Origin of the sequence: Lysobacter koreensis (genome assembly GCF_042677045.1) — a bacterium.
GTDB classification, from domain to species: Bacteria; Pseudomonadota; Gammaproteobacteria; order Xanthomonadales; family Xanthomonadaceae; genus Lysobacter_K; species Lysobacter_K koreensis.
The window spans coordinates 1-15,598 of the sequence record NZ_JBHTIH010000008.1 but is presented as its reverse complement, the minus strand read 5'-3'; the positions used below and the strand labels follow the sequence as shown (position 1 = coordinate 15,598).

Annotated in this window: 18 protein-coding genes and 1 pseudogene; 4 read left to right on the top strand and 15 right to left on the bottom strand. The window is 68.3% G+C overall.

The genetic code is table 11. The features are described from left to right. The first annotated feature begins 7 nt into the window (after positions 1-7). A complete protein-coding gene (locus ACFQZQ_RS13820) occupies positions 8-682 on the top strand; it encodes a DNA-3-methyladenine glycosylase family protein (RefSeq protein WP_386813509.1) in 675 nt (224 codons plus the stop codon). A 21-nt stretch (positions 683-703) separates the two neighbouring features. On the opposite strand, the pseudogene ACFQZQ_RS13815 reads toward ACFQZQ_RS13820, so the two are convergent. From ACFQZQ_RS13815 to ACFQZQ_RS13780, 8 genes and pseudogenes are all read right to left on the bottom strand, one after another. After that, positions 704-1,237: pseudogene (locus ACFQZQ_RS13815) on the bottom strand (AbiU2 domain-containing protein); the annotation flags it as partial. Positions 1,238-1,281: 44 nt separating this feature from the next. Then, positions 1,282-2,079: a M15 family metallopeptidase gene (locus ACFQZQ_RS13810; protein ID WP_386813508.1), complete on the bottom strand. Its 798-nt coding sequence runs from the start codon at positions 2,077-2,079 to the stop codon at positions 1,282-1,284. Between the two features lie 176 nt (positions 2,080-2,255). Beyond that, entirely contained in the window at positions 2,256-3,011 is a 756-nt protein-coding gene (locus ACFQZQ_RS13805; RefSeq protein WP_386813507.1) for a CPBP family intramembrane glutamic endopeptidase, read from the bottom strand. Between the two features lie 22 nt (positions 3,012-3,033). Then, a complete protein-coding gene (locus ACFQZQ_RS13800; RefSeq protein ID WP_386813506.1) occupies positions 3,034-3,219 on the bottom strand; it encodes a hypothetical protein in 186 nt (61 codons plus the stop codon). Positions 3,220-3,264: 45 nt separating this feature from the next. After that, the gene (locus ACFQZQ_RS13795) at positions 3,265-3,444 is read right to left on the bottom strand and encodes a DUF4177 domain-containing protein (protein ID WP_386813505.1); all 180 of its coding nucleotides are present in this window, start codon (positions 3,442-3,444) and stop codon (positions 3,265-3,267) included. Next, the gene (locus ACFQZQ_RS13790) at positions 3,441-3,626 is read right to left on the bottom strand and encodes an Arc family DNA binding domain-containing protein (RefSeq protein WP_386813504.1); all 186 of its coding nucleotides are present in this window, start codon (positions 3,624-3,626) and stop codon (positions 3,441-3,443) included. The genes ACFQZQ_RS13795 and ACFQZQ_RS13790 overlap by 4 nt, the downstream gene beginning before the upstream one ends. A 95-nt stretch (positions 3,627-3,721) precedes the next feature. Beyond that, positions 3,722-4,588 carry an SPFH domain-containing protein gene (locus ACFQZQ_RS13785; protein ID WP_386813503.1) on the bottom strand — a complete coding sequence of 289 codons (867 nt, stop codon included), beginning with the start codon at positions 4,586-4,588 and terminating at the stop codon, positions 3,722-3,724. A gap of 197 nt (positions 4,589-4,785) precedes the next feature. Further along, entirely contained in the window at positions 4,786-5,712 is a 927-nt protein-coding gene (locus ACFQZQ_RS13780; protein ID WP_386813502.1) for a hypothetical protein, read from the bottom strand. Positions 5,713-5,863: 151 nt separating this feature from the next. On the opposite strand from ACFQZQ_RS13780, the gene purT reads away from it, so the two are divergent. Both purT and ACFQZQ_RS13770 read left to right on the top strand, forming a co-directional pair. Next, complete coding sequence (purT, locus tag ACFQZQ_RS13775) at positions 5,864-7,063, top strand: formate-dependent phosphoribosylglycinamide formyltransferase (RefSeq protein ID WP_386813501.1); 1,200 nt, start codon at positions 5,864-5,866, stop codon at positions 7,061-7,063. Between the two features lie 26 nt (positions 7,064-7,089). Further along, positions 7,090-7,473, top strand: coding sequence for a hypothetical protein (locus ACFQZQ_RS13770; protein WP_386813500.1), 384 nt, complete (start codon positions 7,090-7,092; stop codon positions 7,471-7,473). Positions 7,474-7,561: 88 nt separating this feature from the next. Here ACFQZQ_RS13770 and ACFQZQ_RS13765 read toward each other — a convergent pair whose 3' ends face one another. Both ACFQZQ_RS13765 and ACFQZQ_RS13760 read right to left on the bottom strand, forming a co-directional pair. Then, a complete protein-coding gene (locus ACFQZQ_RS13765) occupies positions 7,562-8,698 on the bottom strand; it encodes an endonuclease/exonuclease/phosphatase family protein (RefSeq protein WP_386813674.1) in 1,137 nt (378 codons plus the stop codon). Positions 8,699-8,862: 164 nt separating this feature from the next. Further along, the gene (locus tag ACFQZQ_RS13760) at positions 8,863-9,618 is read right to left on the bottom strand and encodes an arginyltransferase (RefSeq protein ID WP_386813499.1); all 756 of its coding nucleotides are present in this window, start codon (positions 9,616-9,618) and stop codon (positions 8,863-8,865) included. A gap of 130 nt (positions 9,619-9,748) precedes the next feature. Here ACFQZQ_RS13760 and ACFQZQ_RS13755 point away from each other — a divergent pair, with 130 nt between their 5' ends. Continuing rightward, on the top strand, positions 9,749-10,423 hold the full coding sequence (locus ACFQZQ_RS13755; protein WP_386813498.1) for a hypothetical protein: 675 nt from the start codon (positions 9,749-9,751) through the stop codon (positions 10,421-10,423). A gap of 95 nt (positions 10,424-10,518) precedes the next feature. Here ACFQZQ_RS13755 and ACFQZQ_RS13750 read toward each other — a convergent pair whose 3' ends face one another. From ACFQZQ_RS13750 to ACFQZQ_RS13730, 5 genes are all read right to left on the bottom strand, one after another. Next, positions 10,519-11,742, bottom strand: a complete 1,224-nt coding sequence (locus tag ACFQZQ_RS13750; RefSeq protein WP_386813497.1) for an RNA polymerase sigma factor — start codon at positions 11,740-11,742, stop codon at positions 10,519-10,521. Between the two features lie 93 nt (positions 11,743-11,835). After that, positions 11,836-12,657, bottom strand: coding sequence for a hypothetical protein (locus tag ACFQZQ_RS13745; RefSeq protein WP_386813496.1), 822 nt, complete (start codon positions 12,655-12,657; stop codon positions 11,836-11,838). A 4-nt stretch (positions 12,658-12,661) separates the two neighbouring features. Next, positions 12,662-13,585 carry an acyl-CoA thioesterase II gene (gene tesB, locus ACFQZQ_RS13740; protein WP_386813495.1) on the bottom strand — a complete coding sequence of 308 codons (924 nt, stop codon included), beginning with the start codon at positions 13,583-13,585 and terminating at the stop codon, positions 12,662-12,664. 1,274 nt (positions 13,586-14,859) lie between these two features. Next, positions 14,860-15,189 (bottom strand): hypothetical protein, encoded by a 330-nt coding sequence (locus ACFQZQ_RS13735; RefSeq protein WP_386813494.1) that lies wholly within the window; start codon positions 15,187-15,189, stop codon positions 14,860-14,862. Between the two features lie 60 nt (positions 15,190-15,249). Further along, positions 15,250-15,598: hypothetical protein (locus ACFQZQ_RS13730; protein WP_386813493.1), on the bottom strand; the 349-nt coding region annotated here is incomplete at its 5' end.

The window sequence follows — 15,598 nt, the reverse complement described above, 5'->3', positions numbered from 1 at the left end:
CCGCCCGATGCCACGCCACGCCCGCGGGTTCGATACGCAGGCCGCCTTCGCGCACCTCGCCCGGCGCGACCGCAAGCTCGGCGCGTGGATGCGGAAACTGAGCCCGATCGAGCCCGATCCGCGCTGGCGCAAGCCCTTCGACCCGGTCGACGCGCTGGCGCGCGCGATCCTCTACCAGCAGCTCAGCGGCAAGGCCGCGGCCACGATCGTCGCCCGCGTCGAGCACGCGATCGACAGCGACCGCTTCCATTGCCACACCCTGGCGCGCTGCGACGACGCGACCATCCGCGCCTGCGGGGTATCGGGCAACAAGCTGCTCGCGCTGCGCGACCTGGCACTGCGCGAATCGCGCGGCGAGATCCCCGACCTGCGGCGCATGGGCACGATGGACAACGACGCGATCGTCGCCGCGCTGGTGCCGGTGCGCGGCATCGGCCGCTGGACGGTCGAGATGATGCTGATGTTCCGCCTCGGCCGCGCCGACGTGCTGCCGATCGATGACCTGGGCGTGCGCAAGGGCGCGCAACGGGTCGACAAGCTCGAGCAGATGCCAACCCCGAAGGCACTGGCCGAGATCGGCGAACGCTGGGAGCCGTACCGCACCTACGCAAGCCTGTACCTGTGGCGGATCGCCGATTCGGGCGTCAAGGCCACTGCGCCGACCAAACGCTCGCAGGATTGAGTGGCCCCCGCGATTTGCAGACTACGAGTTGCCGTTCTTTCGCAGTATACGTATCAGATCTTGCACGTCGCCTGATCCCGCTTGAGTCTGGAAGTCCAATGGACCGCACCCGACTGCAATACCTACAGCGTCGCAATAACTCTGAATGGCGGCCAAGAATTTGTGTATTTCTTCTTCATCGTGACACCCGATAGCTTGACCGCCCAGTCGAGTTTCCAGATCAGTGTGGCCGACCAAGCGATGCCGCGCGTCTTCGATCCAAGGGCGGTACTTCATGATTGAAGTGGAGAGCGCGCCGATTTCATCCGTAAGCAACCGCGCGCCTTCGAGTTGAAAGTCCAATTGCTTGACGGAGAGATTCGGACGCTTGCCGCTGCGGCTGTTACTGAAAGGTGGGTCCGTAAGCTTGCAGAACTGCAAGTAGCAGTAGTCAATCAGGATTACATTCAAATCAGCAAAGAAGTGCGCTGCCGCGATATGCAGTGCTCTCGAAGTTTCTTCCGAAGTTTCGAACAACTGCATATAGTTGTTGTAGCAATTCCGCATCCATATGCAGTCTTGGCGAAACGCCTAAAAACACTGGCGAAGCTCAATACTCGTCATTCTCGGATGTAACACCAATGCCACGGCTCGTAAACGATCCCGTACGGGTTGTCGCGCGGGTAGCTCATCACGAAGCCGTGGCCGCCGGCGTGGTCGCGCAGCCAGGCGAACGCGCTGGTGAGCTCGAACGATTCCTCGGCCGGCGGCTCGTCGGGTGCGCCGATGTCCAGCGCGAGACCGCTGTGGTGCTCGCTGTATCCTGGCGCGGCGTTGACGGTAAGGATTTCGTCGACTGACAGCCCGCGCGCGAGTTTGCGTTCGAAGATGCCGAGTTGGTAATCGTGGCTGCGGTAGCCGGAGATCGCCTCCAGCACGATGCCGTCGCGCAGCGCCGCATCGCGCAGGTGGATCCACGCGCGCGCGGCGGGCACGGACAGCCACAGCGGGCGTCGGTAGCGGTCGAAACCGGCCAAGCGCAGCTGCGCCGGTTCGGCCACCAGCGGCAGGCCGCTGCGTTCGCCGTAGCCATCGTCGAGGCCGAGCAGGTGCAGGCGTTCGTGCAGGCGGTCCAGCGGCAGCTCGGCGTGCGCGTCCAGACCGGCGCGGGCGTGGTCGCTGAAGTCGAGCGCGTGCAGCGCGGCGTCGATGCCGGCTTCGCGGGCGAGCCGCGGTACCAGCGACAGCAGGCCTTCGGGCAGCAGCGCGGCGAGAAAGCGGCCATCGCGCTTGCGCCGCATCACGCGCTGCGCCCGAGCCAACGCGCGCGCATCGCGGTTGCTGCGCGCGCGCAGCAGGCCGCCGGGCCAAAGCTCGATCTCGGGCGTATTGAGGAGGATCCGGGAGCGGACGCGCATGCGTGCAGCTTAGCCGCGACGGCGCGGGCTAGCCATCCAGAGCCGCACTGGGCTACTGCAAGCCCCACGACTGTCTTTGCGCACCATTTTTAACGAAGGGCCGTCGGCAAACGCGTAATCAGCTGATCCGCGCACAACCGGCCTCCCCCGGATCGGGGATGGGCCACGGCTCGACGTCAGCTGGCCAAGGTGTAGACGCCATGGGAAAGGGCGTGCGCCACGATTGCCGCCTCCAGCCCATGACGCCAGTACAGGAGGCCGAACAGGATGCCCGGTAACGTGTTGCCGACGATGATGAAAGTGACGGTCGCGGGGGTGAGGCTCGCGCCCATGGCCACGACAGCCGGCAAGTGCAAGGCGCCGAACAGCGACGCGCTCGCTACGATCGCGGATATCACGTAAGACCGGCGAGGAAGGCCCGCGCGCTTCTGCATCCAGCGCCACGGCAGCCAGATCAGCACCGTCATCAATCCCCAACGCATCAGGACTTCTTCGGTCACCCCGCCGTAGAGCAGCTTCGCGATAACCGGAATTTCGATTTCCTGGGCGAGAACAGCAAGCTCGGAAGGCGCAACCCGTACCAGAACCAGCAACGCGGCGCCCACCAGGCCGCCTCCGATCGCGGCTGGGGCAATTTGCCTTTTCACAGCGGGCCATGCGCTGGTGCCCGATAGCATCGCCTCAAAGACGGGCGCCCCGAGTCCCAGCGGTCGAGAGAGCGCGGCGCCGGCCCAGGCGGCCAATGCCAGCAGAATCGCGGTCTGCGCGATGCTCGCGGCAATCGCCATGCCGGTAGGGATGGGCTGTGGCGTGTTCTCCAGGAGCTGCGGGATAACCGTCAGAGACAGCGCCAAGGCTCCGGTCATTGCCGCCAGCCATATGGTTGTACCCAGTTGGAGCGTTGGGTTCTTCGGCATCGCGGAGTTGTCCATGGGTTGATAGGACTTGCAAGGATCAGCGCGCGGCTTCGCGCCACAGCATCGCCGCCAATCCGCCGGCGACCAGGGCGGCGATCGCGCTCGCCCACAGCGGCACGCTGACGCCGTTGACCACGACCTCCCAACCGAGCAGCACCCGGGTCAGCTGCAACGCGGCCAGCACGGCCAGGAAGAAAATGCTGATTGTGGTGAAGGGTTTCATGCGCATCCTCCGATCGCCGCAAACTCCGCGGCAGTAGCCGCGGCCTCAGGTTTCCCGTTTCAGGAACAGCCGCAGGTGCTCGCCGGCCGGGCCCTGCAGCACCGACACCAACTCCCAGCCCTGCGCGCCGAGTTTGTCGAGCTCGGCCTGGGCACGCACGGTGAGTTTGTCGCCGAACAGTTTGTAAGGGATATCGACCACCTTGTAGGCCCAGCGCTGGCTCATGGCTTGTCTTCCTTCGGGGGTTTGGGGGGCGGGTTGGGCAGCCGCCCGGCCTTGCGCAGCGACTCGCGCAGCACGTATTCGATCTGCGCGTTGAGGCTGCGCAACTCGTCGTCGGCCCAGCGCTGCGCCGCCGCGAGGACCTCGGCGTTGATGCGCAGCGGGTAGGCCTTCTTCTCGCTCATCCGTGCGGATCAGCGCGCGGTGCGCTTGTGCATCGCCATCGCGCCGACGCCAACAACGAAGACGATGATCATGATCGCGGTCATCGGGATGCTCCTCAGTACAACGTGCCGGTGTTGACCACCGGTTGCACGCCGCGGTGGTCGGAGCACAACACGATCAGCAGGTTGCTGACCATCTGCGCCTTGCGCTCCTCGTCCAGCTGCACGGTGCCGTGCTTCTGCAGTTCGGCCAGCGCCATCTCGACCATGCCGACCGCACCGGCAACGATCCGGGTGCGCGCGGCGATCACCGCGTTGGCCTGCTGCCGCTGCAACATCGCCTGAGCGATCTCGGGCGCGTATGCGAGGTGGCTGATGCGCGCGTCGATGACGCTCACGCCGGCGTCGGACAGGCGCTCGTCGAGCTGCTCCTTGAGGTGCTGGGAGATTTCCGCCGGGTGGCTGCGCAACGCGATCTGGCCGTCCTCGTGCTGGTCGTACGGGTAGCTGGTGGCCATCGCGCGCAGCGCCGACTCGGTCTGGATGTGGACGAAGCTCTCGTAGTCGTCGACGTTGTAGACCGCCTCGGCCGAATCGACCACCTGCCAGACGATCACCGCGGCGATCTCGATCGGGCTGCCGTCGAGTTCGTTGACCTTGAGCTTGCCGCTCTCGAAGTTGCGCACGCGCTGGCTGACCTTCTTCTTGCTGAAGAAGGGGTTGTTCCAGCGCAGGCCGTTGTCCTTGACAGTGCCGACGTACTTGCCGAACAGGCTGATGACCGCGGCCTGGTTGGGTTCGACCATGTACAGGCCGAACAGGCAGAAGAACGCGGCCACGCCCAGCAGCAGGGCGATGGTGAGCAGCCCGGCCTCGCCGCCCTTGAGCGCGGCGAACATCGCGAACGCGGCGACCAGCAGTGCCACCAGTAGCGCGAGCAACATCGGGATACCGGGCAGGGAGCGCAGGGGGTTCTCTTTCACGGCGGATTCTCGGTCGCTAGGGTGCAATATTGATATCAAAAAGATATCAAGTAAGCAAGCGATTTGCAGGTCCGGGCCTGCCCGGGCGCCTTTGGTAGGAAGCGACGGCGCCCGCATCCCGCGGCGTGCACTTTCCAGGCGCGGCGAAGCGCCGTCCGGGCAGGCTCGGATCGGCGGGATAGGCGGTGGATTCCAGGCTAGGGCGCGATCCGGTACAGCGGCGCCGGGACGAACTCGCCGGTCGCGTACAGGCTGCGGCCATCCGCGGCCCAGCCCAATGCCTCGGCCTGCGGCAGCCAGGGCAGCGGCTGAACGCGTGCCGGCTGGGCGACGGCCCGGCCCCAGTCCTGGCGCGGCGCGCGCCGGTACAGCAGCAGGTAGCGGTAGGTCATCACCGCCAGGGTGCGGCCGTCCGGCGACAGGTCGGCGGCGGTGACCTGGCCCTCTAGGCGCGCGCCCCGCGGCGAGCGCTGCACGGCCGCGGCATCGGGCCGCGGCACGCCGGCCAGGCGGCCGAGCAGAGTGGCGGTCTGCAGGCCGGTGTCGGTCGGCCGCAATGGCACCGCGAACAGTTCCGGCGGCTGGCGTTTCTTCGAGACCAGCAGCACCTGGCCGCGCGCCGCATCCACCGCAACCGCCTCGCAATCGCGCGCGCCGTCGGGCCAGCGAAACGCGATCGACCAGGCCGGTTTCAGGCGCGCGTTCTTCAACGTCGCCGGTTCCTCGACCACGTGCAGCTGCAGGGTGCGGCGCAGGCCGCCGTTGTCGCCGGTGTCGGCAATCAGCAGGTAGCGGCGGCCGTCGAGTTCGAACGCGGCGATGTCTTCCCAGTCGGTCTTGGGCACGCCCGCCAGCCGGAACGTCGCGCGCCGCGCGCCGCCGGTGCTGACCGCGAACAGCCGTTCGGGATTGCCTCCGTCGTCGTGCAGCCACAACACGTCGCGGTGCCGGCGCGACGCGGCCAGGCCGCTGATCTCGCTGAGCTGCGGGTCGACCAGCGCGCCGCTCAGGCGCGAGCCCGGTTCGTCGCCCGTCGAGCCGCTGCAGCCCGCCAGTGCAAGCGCCAGCGTCGCCAGCACGGCGAGCGCAGTCGGCAATGGCGTCGGACGGCTGGCGCGGGTCATGTCCGAAGGATCGCATGCACCTCGCGTGCCGCCCAAGCCCAGCGCCAACGAACACACCCGGAGCGCGTCGCACAAGCACCCCGATACGCGCTGCGGTGCGCACGGTGGAAGCTAGACTAGCCACCCCCCAACCGCTTCGTCCGGACCGCGCATGATCACCCTCGGCACGCCGTTGTCCCCGCACGCCTTCCGCGTCCTGCTGCTCGGTTCGGGCGAACTGGGCAAGGAGGTCGCGATCGAGCTGCAGCGTTTCGGAGTCGAGGTGATCGCCGCCGACCGCTATGCCGATGCGCCCGCGATGCAGGTCGCGCACCGCAGCCACGTGCTCGACATGCTCGATGGCAACGCGGTGCGCGCGCTGGTCGCGGCCGAACGCCCGCAGCTGATCGTGCCGGAGATCGAGGCGATCCACACCCAGACCCTGGTCGAGCTGGAGCAGGAGTTCGCCGAGCGCGGCACCCAGACCCGGGTGATCCCGACCGCGCGCGCCGCGCGCCTGACGATGGACCGCGAAGGCATCCGCAGGCTCGCCGCCGAGACGCTGGGCTTGCCGACTTCCCCGTACCGCTTCGTCGACACGCTGGACGAGTACCGCGACGCGGTCGCCGCGATCGGCCTACCGTGCGTGGTCAAGCCGGTGATGTCGTCGTCGGGCAAGGGCCAGAGCACGCTGCGCGGCGAAGACGACATCGACAAGGCCTGGCACTACGCGCAAAGCGGCGGCCGCGCCGGTGCCGGGCGCGCGATCGTCGAGGGCTTCGTCGACTTCGATTACGAAATCACCCTGCTGACCGTGCGCCACGTCGGCGGCACCACTTTCTGCGCGCCGATCGGCCACCTGCAGCGCGACGGCGACTACCGCGAGAGCTGGCAGCCGCAGCCGATGTCGACCCGCGCGCTGGCGAAGGCGCAGGGCATCGCGCGCAGCATCACCGACGACCTCGGCGGCTGGGGCGTGTTTGGCGTCGAACTGTTCGTGAAGGGCGACGAGGTCTGGTTCAGCGAAGTCTCGCCGCGCCCGCACGACACCGGCCTGGTCACGTTGGTGTCACAAGACCTGAGCCAGTTTGCGTTGCATGCGCGCGCGATCCTCGGCCTCCCCATTCCGGCGATCCGCGAGCAGGTGGCGGCCGCCTCGTGTGCTGTATTGGCCGAAGGCGTCGGCGTGCCGGTGTTCAATGGCGTCGATGCGGCGCTGGCGCAGGCCGACACCCAGCTGCGCCTGTTTGGCAAGCCGCGGGTCGACGGCCAGCGCCGGGTCGCGGTGACGCTCGCCCTCGGCGAGCAGGTCGACCAGGCCCGCGAACGCGCGCGCAAGGCCGCCAGCGAGCTGCATATCGAATTGCGCTGACCACGCACGGCCATAGTGGAGCAACGATGGAAGACAGCAAGGGGTACGCGGTGTTCTTCTTCCCGCAGGCGCTCGAGGCCCTGGGCGAAGCGATCAAGCCCTACCTGCAGGGCGGGCCGGCCGGCGAGCACGTCATGTGCCGCGAGATCGACACCGCCGGTTCGCTGATCGAGATGACCCTCGACGGCCGCACCCAGGACGATCGCCCGATCGTGTGCGAGCTGATGGTGCCCAGCTCGATGGTGCGGATGATCGTGTCCGCGCAGTCCGATGGCGCGTTCGGGTTCGGCCCGCGGATCCGCGTGGCCGAGACGGTCGCGTCGGCGCCGGTGGCAGCGCCAACTTCGCCGGCGGAAGCACTGCCGGCGGCGGTGCCCGCCGAAGCCTCGGCGACTCCGCCCAAGCCCTGATCCGCGGTTGTAGTGCCGAGCCCGCTCGGCACGCGTCTCGCGCGAACGACACGGCCGTGCCGCGCAGGCTCGGCACTGCAGGCACGGACTACCGCGCCGCGCCGCCCAGGTCCAGCCACACCAGGTGGTGGTCGCTCGCGTCGACCAATGCCGCGTCGGCGCTGCCGCTGATCGGCCAGAACACGCCCGCGTCGCGCACCGCCAAGCCGCGCGACGGCAGCAGGTAGTCGAGCCGCAACGTGCCGGCCTGCGCGCCGAAATCGCCGGTGTGGCTGCCGACATCGCCGGTGCGCGGCAACGCGCGGTCCGCGGCGCGCTCGACCGCGCCGGCGCTGCGCGGCACCACGCGCGCATCGACGCGCGGGTGCGACAGCAACTGCGCGATCGCGCCGGGCAGGCCGGCGCCGTCGCTGGGGTCGGCGTTGTAGTCGCCGGCGATCACGAACCGCGCATCGCCGGGCAGTCCGCCGCAGCGGCCCTGGCCATCGCACAGCCACGGCTGGTCACCGGCCGACAGGTACTGCGCCCACAGCTTGATCTCATCGAAATTGCGCGCGCCGTTGCGGTCCTCGGGGCCGTCGAACACCGGCGGCGTCGGGTGGGCGGCGAGCAGGTGCAGCGTGCCCAGCGGCGTGCGCACCGGCACGTCCCAATGCGATTTCGACGACAGCCGCAGCTGCGACCACACCGCAGGCATGTACCAGGGCGCGCCGGTGGCCGGGTCGCGCGGCTGGCGTGCCGCCGGCAGCGCGCTCCACTTGAACAACTGGAACGTGCGCGACGCGGCGTCGTCGATCGGATACCGCGACAGCACCAGCATCCCGTACTGGCCCGGGTGCAGGCCGTAGCCCCAGGCGTCGTTGCCGCGCGCACGATTTTGCCCGGTCGTGCTGCCATCGCGGTCCAGGTCGAGCCCGCTCGGCACCCCGGTGTTGACCGGCGCCAGGTAGCGGTACGGATAGCGCAAGGCCTTGCCGCCGCCCGCCTGCGCAACCTCGAGGTAATCGCGCTGGAACAGGTCCGCGGCGCGGTGCCGCGGGTCGTAGTCGAACTCGTTGAGCAGCACCAGATCCGGACGCACGCGCTGCAGCACCGCGGCGATCTTGCGCGCCTTGCCGTCGCCGGCTTCGAGCCGGCGCACCAGCCCGCCGGGGGCGTCGTCGTACAGCGAGGTGTTGTAGGTCGCCACGCGCAGCGGAACCAGCATGCCGATCGTTCCTTCCATGTCGCGGGCCGTCTGCCGCGCCCAGGCCTCCGGGTCGCCGTGCACGGCGATGCGCACGCAGCCGGCCAGCAGTACGGTGATCGCGGCGGTCGCGGCAAGCAGTGCGATGCGCCATCGGCGGCCGCTGCGGGCGTGGCGGCAGCGCGACGCCACCCATCCCAACCTCATGCGAAGTCTTCCGCATCGAGTTCGTGCCAGCTGCGGCCGTCGAATCCTTCCAGCGGCCGGAAGCGGCGCTTGTAGTCCATCTTGCGATGCCCGGCGATCCAGTAGCCGAGGTACAGGTGGCTGCGCTGTTCGCGCCGCGCCCATTGCAGCTGCTGCAGGATCGCCAGCGTGCCCAGCCCGCGCGCGGCGAGCGCCGGATCCGGGTCGTAGAACGTGTACACCGCCGACAACGCGGTTTCGATGACGTCGGTGACCGCGACCGCCAGCAGCCGGCCCGGGCCGTGCGCGGCGGTCTGGCGCAACTCCAGGAAGCGGCCCTCGCTCCAGCTGCCGATCAGGAACTGGTCGAATTCGCTGGCGCCGTGCCCGTCCATGCCGCCGCCGGCGTGGCGCGCGGCCAGGTAGCGGCGGTACAGCACGAGTTGCTCGTCGGTCCGCTGGGTCGAGCACACGCGCAGTTCGACGTCGGCGTTGCGCGCCAGGCAGCGGCGCTGGCTGCGGTCGGGCACGAAGCGGTCGACCGGGATCCGCACCGCGATGCAGGCGCGGCAGCCGGCGCAATGCGGGCGGTAGACGATGTCGCCGGAACGGCGGAAACCCCAGCCCAGCGCCATCGGATACCAGCGCGCCAGGCGCGGGTCGCGCGGGTCGAGCACTAGGTCGCGCGCGACCCGGTCCGGCCAGTAGCCGCAGGCGTGCTCGCCGGTGTGGAACAGGCGCAGGTCGTCCGGATCCTGGTGGTCGTTGCCCATGGCTGCAGCATAGCGCCGGCAATTGGGTGGCTGTGCAACTGAACAACGCGGACGCGGCTGTCAACCGGGCGTGGGTGCGGGCGTTTTCTCTGCATCGGCGCCATCCGGTTGCCCTTCGCAGGAGTTCCGCATGAACACGACCCACCCGAGCCGGATCCCGACCCGCCGCGTGCTGCTCGCGACGCTGCTGGCCAGCACGATTGCCTGCGCGATCGCCGGTATCGCCGTCGCCGCACCGCAGGCCACGCCCGGCGGCGACCACGGCGCCGGCCCGCAGCGCTCGATGATGAAGGTCGACAGCAACAACGACGGCGTGATCGACCGCGCCGAAGCCGCCGCGCACCCGCGCCTGGCCGGCAAGTTCGACGCGCTCGACAAGAACCGCGACGGCCGGCTCGACCGCAGCGAGCGGCCGCAATGGAAGGGCAAGCGTGGCCACCACGGCGGCATGGCGGGCGGCGCCCAACTCGACGGCGACGGCGACGGCCGCATCAGCCGCGCCGAGGCGGCCGGATCGCCGCGGATCGGCGAGCAATTCGCGCAGATCGACGGCAACCGCGACGGCTACGTGGTGCGCAGCGAACTGCACGCCCACCACGAGCGCCTGCGCCTGCAGCGCGACGCCGAACGCGCCAAGCGCTTCGAGGAACACTTCACCGCCGCCGACCTCAACCGCGACGGCAAGCTGAGCCGTCTCGAGGTCGGCGAGAAGATGCCGCGGCTGGCGAAGTCGTTCGCCTTCATGGACGAGGATCGCGACGGCTTCCTGACCCGTGCCGACCTGCGGCATTCGCCGCGCCGTTGAACTTTCCACGTCGCGGTGCGGTCAGCTAACCAGTAACAAGAAAGACTCACCTAACCCGTGTCGGGTCTCCGCGGCACGGGTCTTTTTTTGCGTGCTCAGAACCGTCCCGCCTCGGCCAGCGCATGCAGCAGCCCGGCCAGCGCGAAGACCGAGCTGATCCACACGGCCGACGAGCCGAAGCAGTAGCGATACATCCGTGGCGGTTGGTAGGCGCCGCTGCGCCGCGCCGCGCGCGCGAAGCACGGCGCCATGATCCGCGGCAGCGGCACCAGGTACTGGTAGTTCAGGACCGCCAGCGAGGCGATCGCGAACGCGGTGATCGGGATCCAGCCGCGGGTGAGTACCACCAGCGCCGCCGCTCCGACACAAAACACCGCGGTGATCGCGGTGATGTTGCGGACGAAGCGGTTGATCGCGGCCCGCTCGCGTTCGTTGCCGGCGAAGCGCAGCAGGTAGCGGCCGCCCAGGTACGAAGCGAGCACGCCGGCGAGCGACGCGACCAGCACCACGTCGTAACGCATCGCCGCATCGACCAGGTAGCTGAAGCCGCCGCCGGCCGCGCCGCCGGCGACGCCGGCCGAGACACCCGCACCGACGCCGCCCGCACCCAGCTTGCCGACCCCCGAGCCCACCGCGCCGGCGCCGAGCGCGCTGACCGCGATCGCCGCCGTGGCGGTCGGGCTGGCCACCCCGAGCGCGGTCGCCACCATCGCGGTGAACGCCGCCGACGGCGCGCTGTCGCAGGCGAACGCGCTGAAGCGCGCGAGCAGTTCCGATCGCACCGTCGCGCGCGCCCGCGACAGCCGCTTGCGCACGGCCGCGTCGCTCAGTCCGAGCAGGGCGGCGACCTGCTGCGAACTCTGGCCCTCGCGGTAGTACAGCAGCAGCACCTCGCGGCTGTCGTCGGGCAACGCCGAGATCAGTTCCGCGGCCGCGTGCTGGCGTTCGTGCTCGATCAAGTGCTCGGCCGGCCCCGGCCCCGGGTCGGCGACCGCGGCGATCACCTCGTCGGCATCGGCGACCTCGCGCGCGAACCGGCGCGCGTTGCGCAGGTGGTCGCGGGCGAGGTTGCGGGTTATCTCGCGCAGCCACGGCAGGAAGCTGGTCGGGTTCTGCAGCCGCCGCAGGTTGTTCCAGGCATTGAGGAACGCCTCCTGGGCGATGTCCTCGCTGGCCGGCACGTCGCGCACGATCGCCAGCGCCAGCCCGGTCACCGCGTTCTGGCACGCCGCGACGATCCGCGAGTACGCATGCCGGTCGCCGTCGGCCGCGGCCGGCAGCTCGTGGTGGATCAGGCCTTCGATGGTCTCGGCGTTCATGGGCGGTCCCGCACGGCGTCTGTTGGCAATTGCCTTACGGGACGGCGAACCGCGGCAAATGTGACCGGCGGCCTGCTGGAGCGTCGCTCGCGCTCAGGTCGCCACGTGCTTGATCACCCGCACCACCTGCCAGGTGTCTTGGATGCGGCGCACCTCGAGGGTCTTGTAGCTGGCCCACATGCGGTGGTGGTAGGCGCTGAACTCGATCTGCCCGACGTCGGGCGCCGACGGCCGGAACGCGTGGACCTCGACGAACGCCGCCTCGCGGCCCGTGTGCTGGTGGTAGCTGCCGCGCTCCTCGTCGGCCACCCGCACGCAGTGCGAGGCCGGCACGATGGGCTTGGCCGGCGTCGACAGCTGGCCGATCAGCTCGGTCGACGCGTCCTTGCCGTCCACCGCCAGGCACAGCATCGGCATCTTGATCGCGGCGATTTCCTTCGCGAACACCGCGCGTGCGATCGGCGGCAAGGTCGCGCCGATCGTGCCGTCGAACGGCGGCAGCGCCAGCGCCGGCGCCGGCTTGGTGTTGATGCCGCGCACCAGCGCCATGCCCGCGACCAGCACGATGCCGCCGATCAGCGTCATCTTGATGCGGAACATGCGCTTCTGCGCCGAGGTCCTGACCTGGGTCTGCGGCTCGAAGCGGAACGTCGGCGTGGTGAAGCTGTCGCTGGGGCGGGTGGAGTCGATCAACCCGGCCGCACGCAGGATCTCGCGCGCCTTGACCTGGTCCTCGGACTGCACCACCCACACCGCCGGCTTCGGCGCCTCGGCGTCGGTATAGCTGAAGGCGCCGCGGCGGTTGCCCTTGTACGAGCGGCCGTTGCTGATGCGCACCTCGATGCCGGCTTCGCGCATCAGCTGCGCGACGGCTTCGACGTTCTCGAGGCGGGGACTGCTGAAGACCTGGCGCATGCGGTCAGCCCTTCGCCGGCACGTGCGCGGCGTCATCGTCGACCACGCGTGCAGGCGGAGCGTCGTTGGCTTCCACCACGCGAATCAGGCCTTCCTGCGCGGTGCTGGCGACCAGCCGGCCGTGGCGGTCGAAGATCTGCCCGCGCGCCAGGCCACGCGCGTCCTGCGCGCTGGGGCTGTCGATCGAGTACAGCAGCCAGTCGTCGGCGCGGAACGGGCGGTGGAACCACAGCGCGTGATCGAGCGAGGCCATCTGCACGTTCGGCTGGTAGTAGCTGATCCCGTGCGGGAACGTCGCGGTGCCGAGCAGGTGGAAGTCCGACGCGTAGGCGAGCAGCGCGCGGTGCAGCTCCGGCGCGTCGCCGACCTTCTCGCTCAGGCGGAACCAGACCTGCTGGTAGGGCGGGCGCTTGGGCGGGTTGAGCTCGTCGCGCGGGTAGACGTGGCGGAATTCGAACGGCCCCTGCCGCGACAGCCAGCGCTGGACCTTGATCGGCAGGGTCGCCATCACCTCCGGCGGCACCGCGTGCCCGGGTTCGATGTCCTCGGGCTTGGGCACTTCCGGCATCGACAGTTGGTGCTCGCCGCCGGCCTCGTCCTTCTGGAACGACGCGGCCAGGAAGAAGATCGGCTGGCCGTGCTGGATCGCGGTCACGCGTCGCACCGAGAAGCTGCCGCCGTCGCGGGTGCGGTCGACCTGGTAGACGATCGGCGCGGCGATGTCGCCGGCCTTGAGGAAGTACGCATGCAGCGAGTGCGCGCTGCGCGGGGTTTCCATAGTCGCCTGCGCCGCCGACAGCGCCTGGCCCAGCACCTGACCGCCGAACACGTACTTGGTGCCGATGTCGCGGCTCTGGCCGCGGAACAGGTTGTCCTCGAGGCGTTCGAGCGAGAGCAGTTCGATCAGCTCGGAGACGGGGGAGGTCATGCGGGGCGGGGCCTTGGGGAAGCGATGCGCAAGTATAACGGGCGGGGTTTGCGCGCCGGCCCGGCACATGGACGTGAGGGGGTTCAGGTCGTCGCCATTGCCTTGTTGGTCGTTGCCTTTGCTCGCATCGCCTTTGCCCTTGCTCGTCATCCCCGAGAAAGCGGGGATCCAGTGACGTTGCCGTTGCCGTTGCCGTGGCTCTGAGGCTCTTCGCCTTGACTGGCGCCGTAGAGCTCGCCGACAAATCGTCTGGAACGATTTGGACCGCCGCAGGCGCCCGCGAAGCGGGTGAGACACATGGATGTGCCGAAGTCCGCACCGGAGGGCAAAGGGGGAAAAGGCGCCCTTGTCTGAGCACAGCGAGTTTGGGCGCCGTACCCTTTGCTCGAGGAGCGCAGGTCATCGCCGCACTGCGGCGATGGGGAGCGGCTTCATCGTCTCCGGCGAGCGTCCGGCGCAGGCGGTTCTGGTTACTTTTGACAAGGACAAAGTGACTCGCGCGCGCAGCGTGCGAAAGCTCTTGATCCTGTCTTGGCAGTTGCGTTTGCTTCTGTCGAAAACAAAAAGACAGCAGGAACAACTGCAAGAGCTTTCGCCTGAAGGCGAGTTACTTTCTTTGCGAGGGCCAAAGAAAGTAACCAAAGAAAGGCCCTTCCCTGACAGAACTCCCGACGCACGCGCAGCCCTGCGCGGATTTTCCGATTCGCCATCCATGGCTCAGTCGGAAAACGACCGGCATCCATGCCGGTCGCCCTTCGGGTTTGGCCACATGGGCTGCGGTTGGGGAGGAGGGATCAAGAGCAACCGCCATGGGGCGGGCACGGCCGTCGAGGAGCCCGGAAGCTCGGACAATCGACCCAACGAGGTCCAAGCGTGGAGCTCGAAGGGGCGAAGCTTGGAGCTAAAAGCTCCAACCGTGGAGCTCTAGGGTCCGAGCGTGGAGCTAGAAACTCCGACCGTGGAGCTCAAGGGGTCCAAGCGTCGAGCCAAAAGCTCCAACCGTGGAGCTCAAAGGGTCCAAGCGTGGAGCTAAAAGGTCCGACCGTGGAGCTCGAAGGGTCCGAGCTTGGAGCCAAAAGCTCCAACCGTGGAGCTTGCAGGGTCGGATCGTGGAACTAGATGACTCCGACCGTGGAACTGGCGGGTTCCGGTCACTGAGGTCAGCAGCTCCGAGCGATGTGGTGGAGAGGCCCGGCCCACCGTTCGAAGGGTGATTGGCGGCCTAGCGCCTGGATCAGGCCGAACCGCGAAGCGGCTTCGGCTGGAATGAACTGTTAGGCAGCGGCCCGGCGCCGCCCAGTGAGTTTTCTCAGCAACATGCCGAGGACAAGCGGAACGAAGAACCAAAGCAGAGGTGGCGCCACTGCGTTTAGACGTGCCGCAAAGAGCGTAACGGGTATCACGCAGAGGGCAAACCAAAGGGCGAGGCCAAGTACCGACAAGAGCAGGGCGGACAGCCCGCCCATCGTCACCGAAGCGCGCCGACCAAAGATCCCGCCCGTGTTCACTCTGGGTATTGCCAGGCGTTGCGGGACCGACACGATCTCCGTAAACAAAAAGGAGGCCAAAAAGAAGTAAGCCGCTGCGGCAATCACCGTCGCCATGTGAAGCTATCCCTATGAGATGCGGGCACGTTTGTGGGCTGCCTCACGCCTGAATTTGAACTAAGCCGAGCCGCGAAACGGATTCGGTTTGAACGAATTGTCAGGCCACGGGCCGGCGAACGCGACAAGCCAGAACACTAAGCCCGTGAGCGCACCGTAGCCAACGAGTTGAAGCGTGTTGATGGCGCTGATGTGCCCGAAGCCGAGGGCCACGGAGATGGCGCCACCCATGGCCGCACTCATGGGAACAACTTGCCAAAGCTTTAGCCAGCCCAGCCGGCGGAACAAGAAAAGGAAAGGGACGGGGACTTCCTTCGATAAAGTGGACACCCGCTGGTTAGGCGCATTGGCGCTCGAATTCGACGGGCGACTGGTAACCCAGCGCCGAGTGTAGGCGCCGATGGTTATA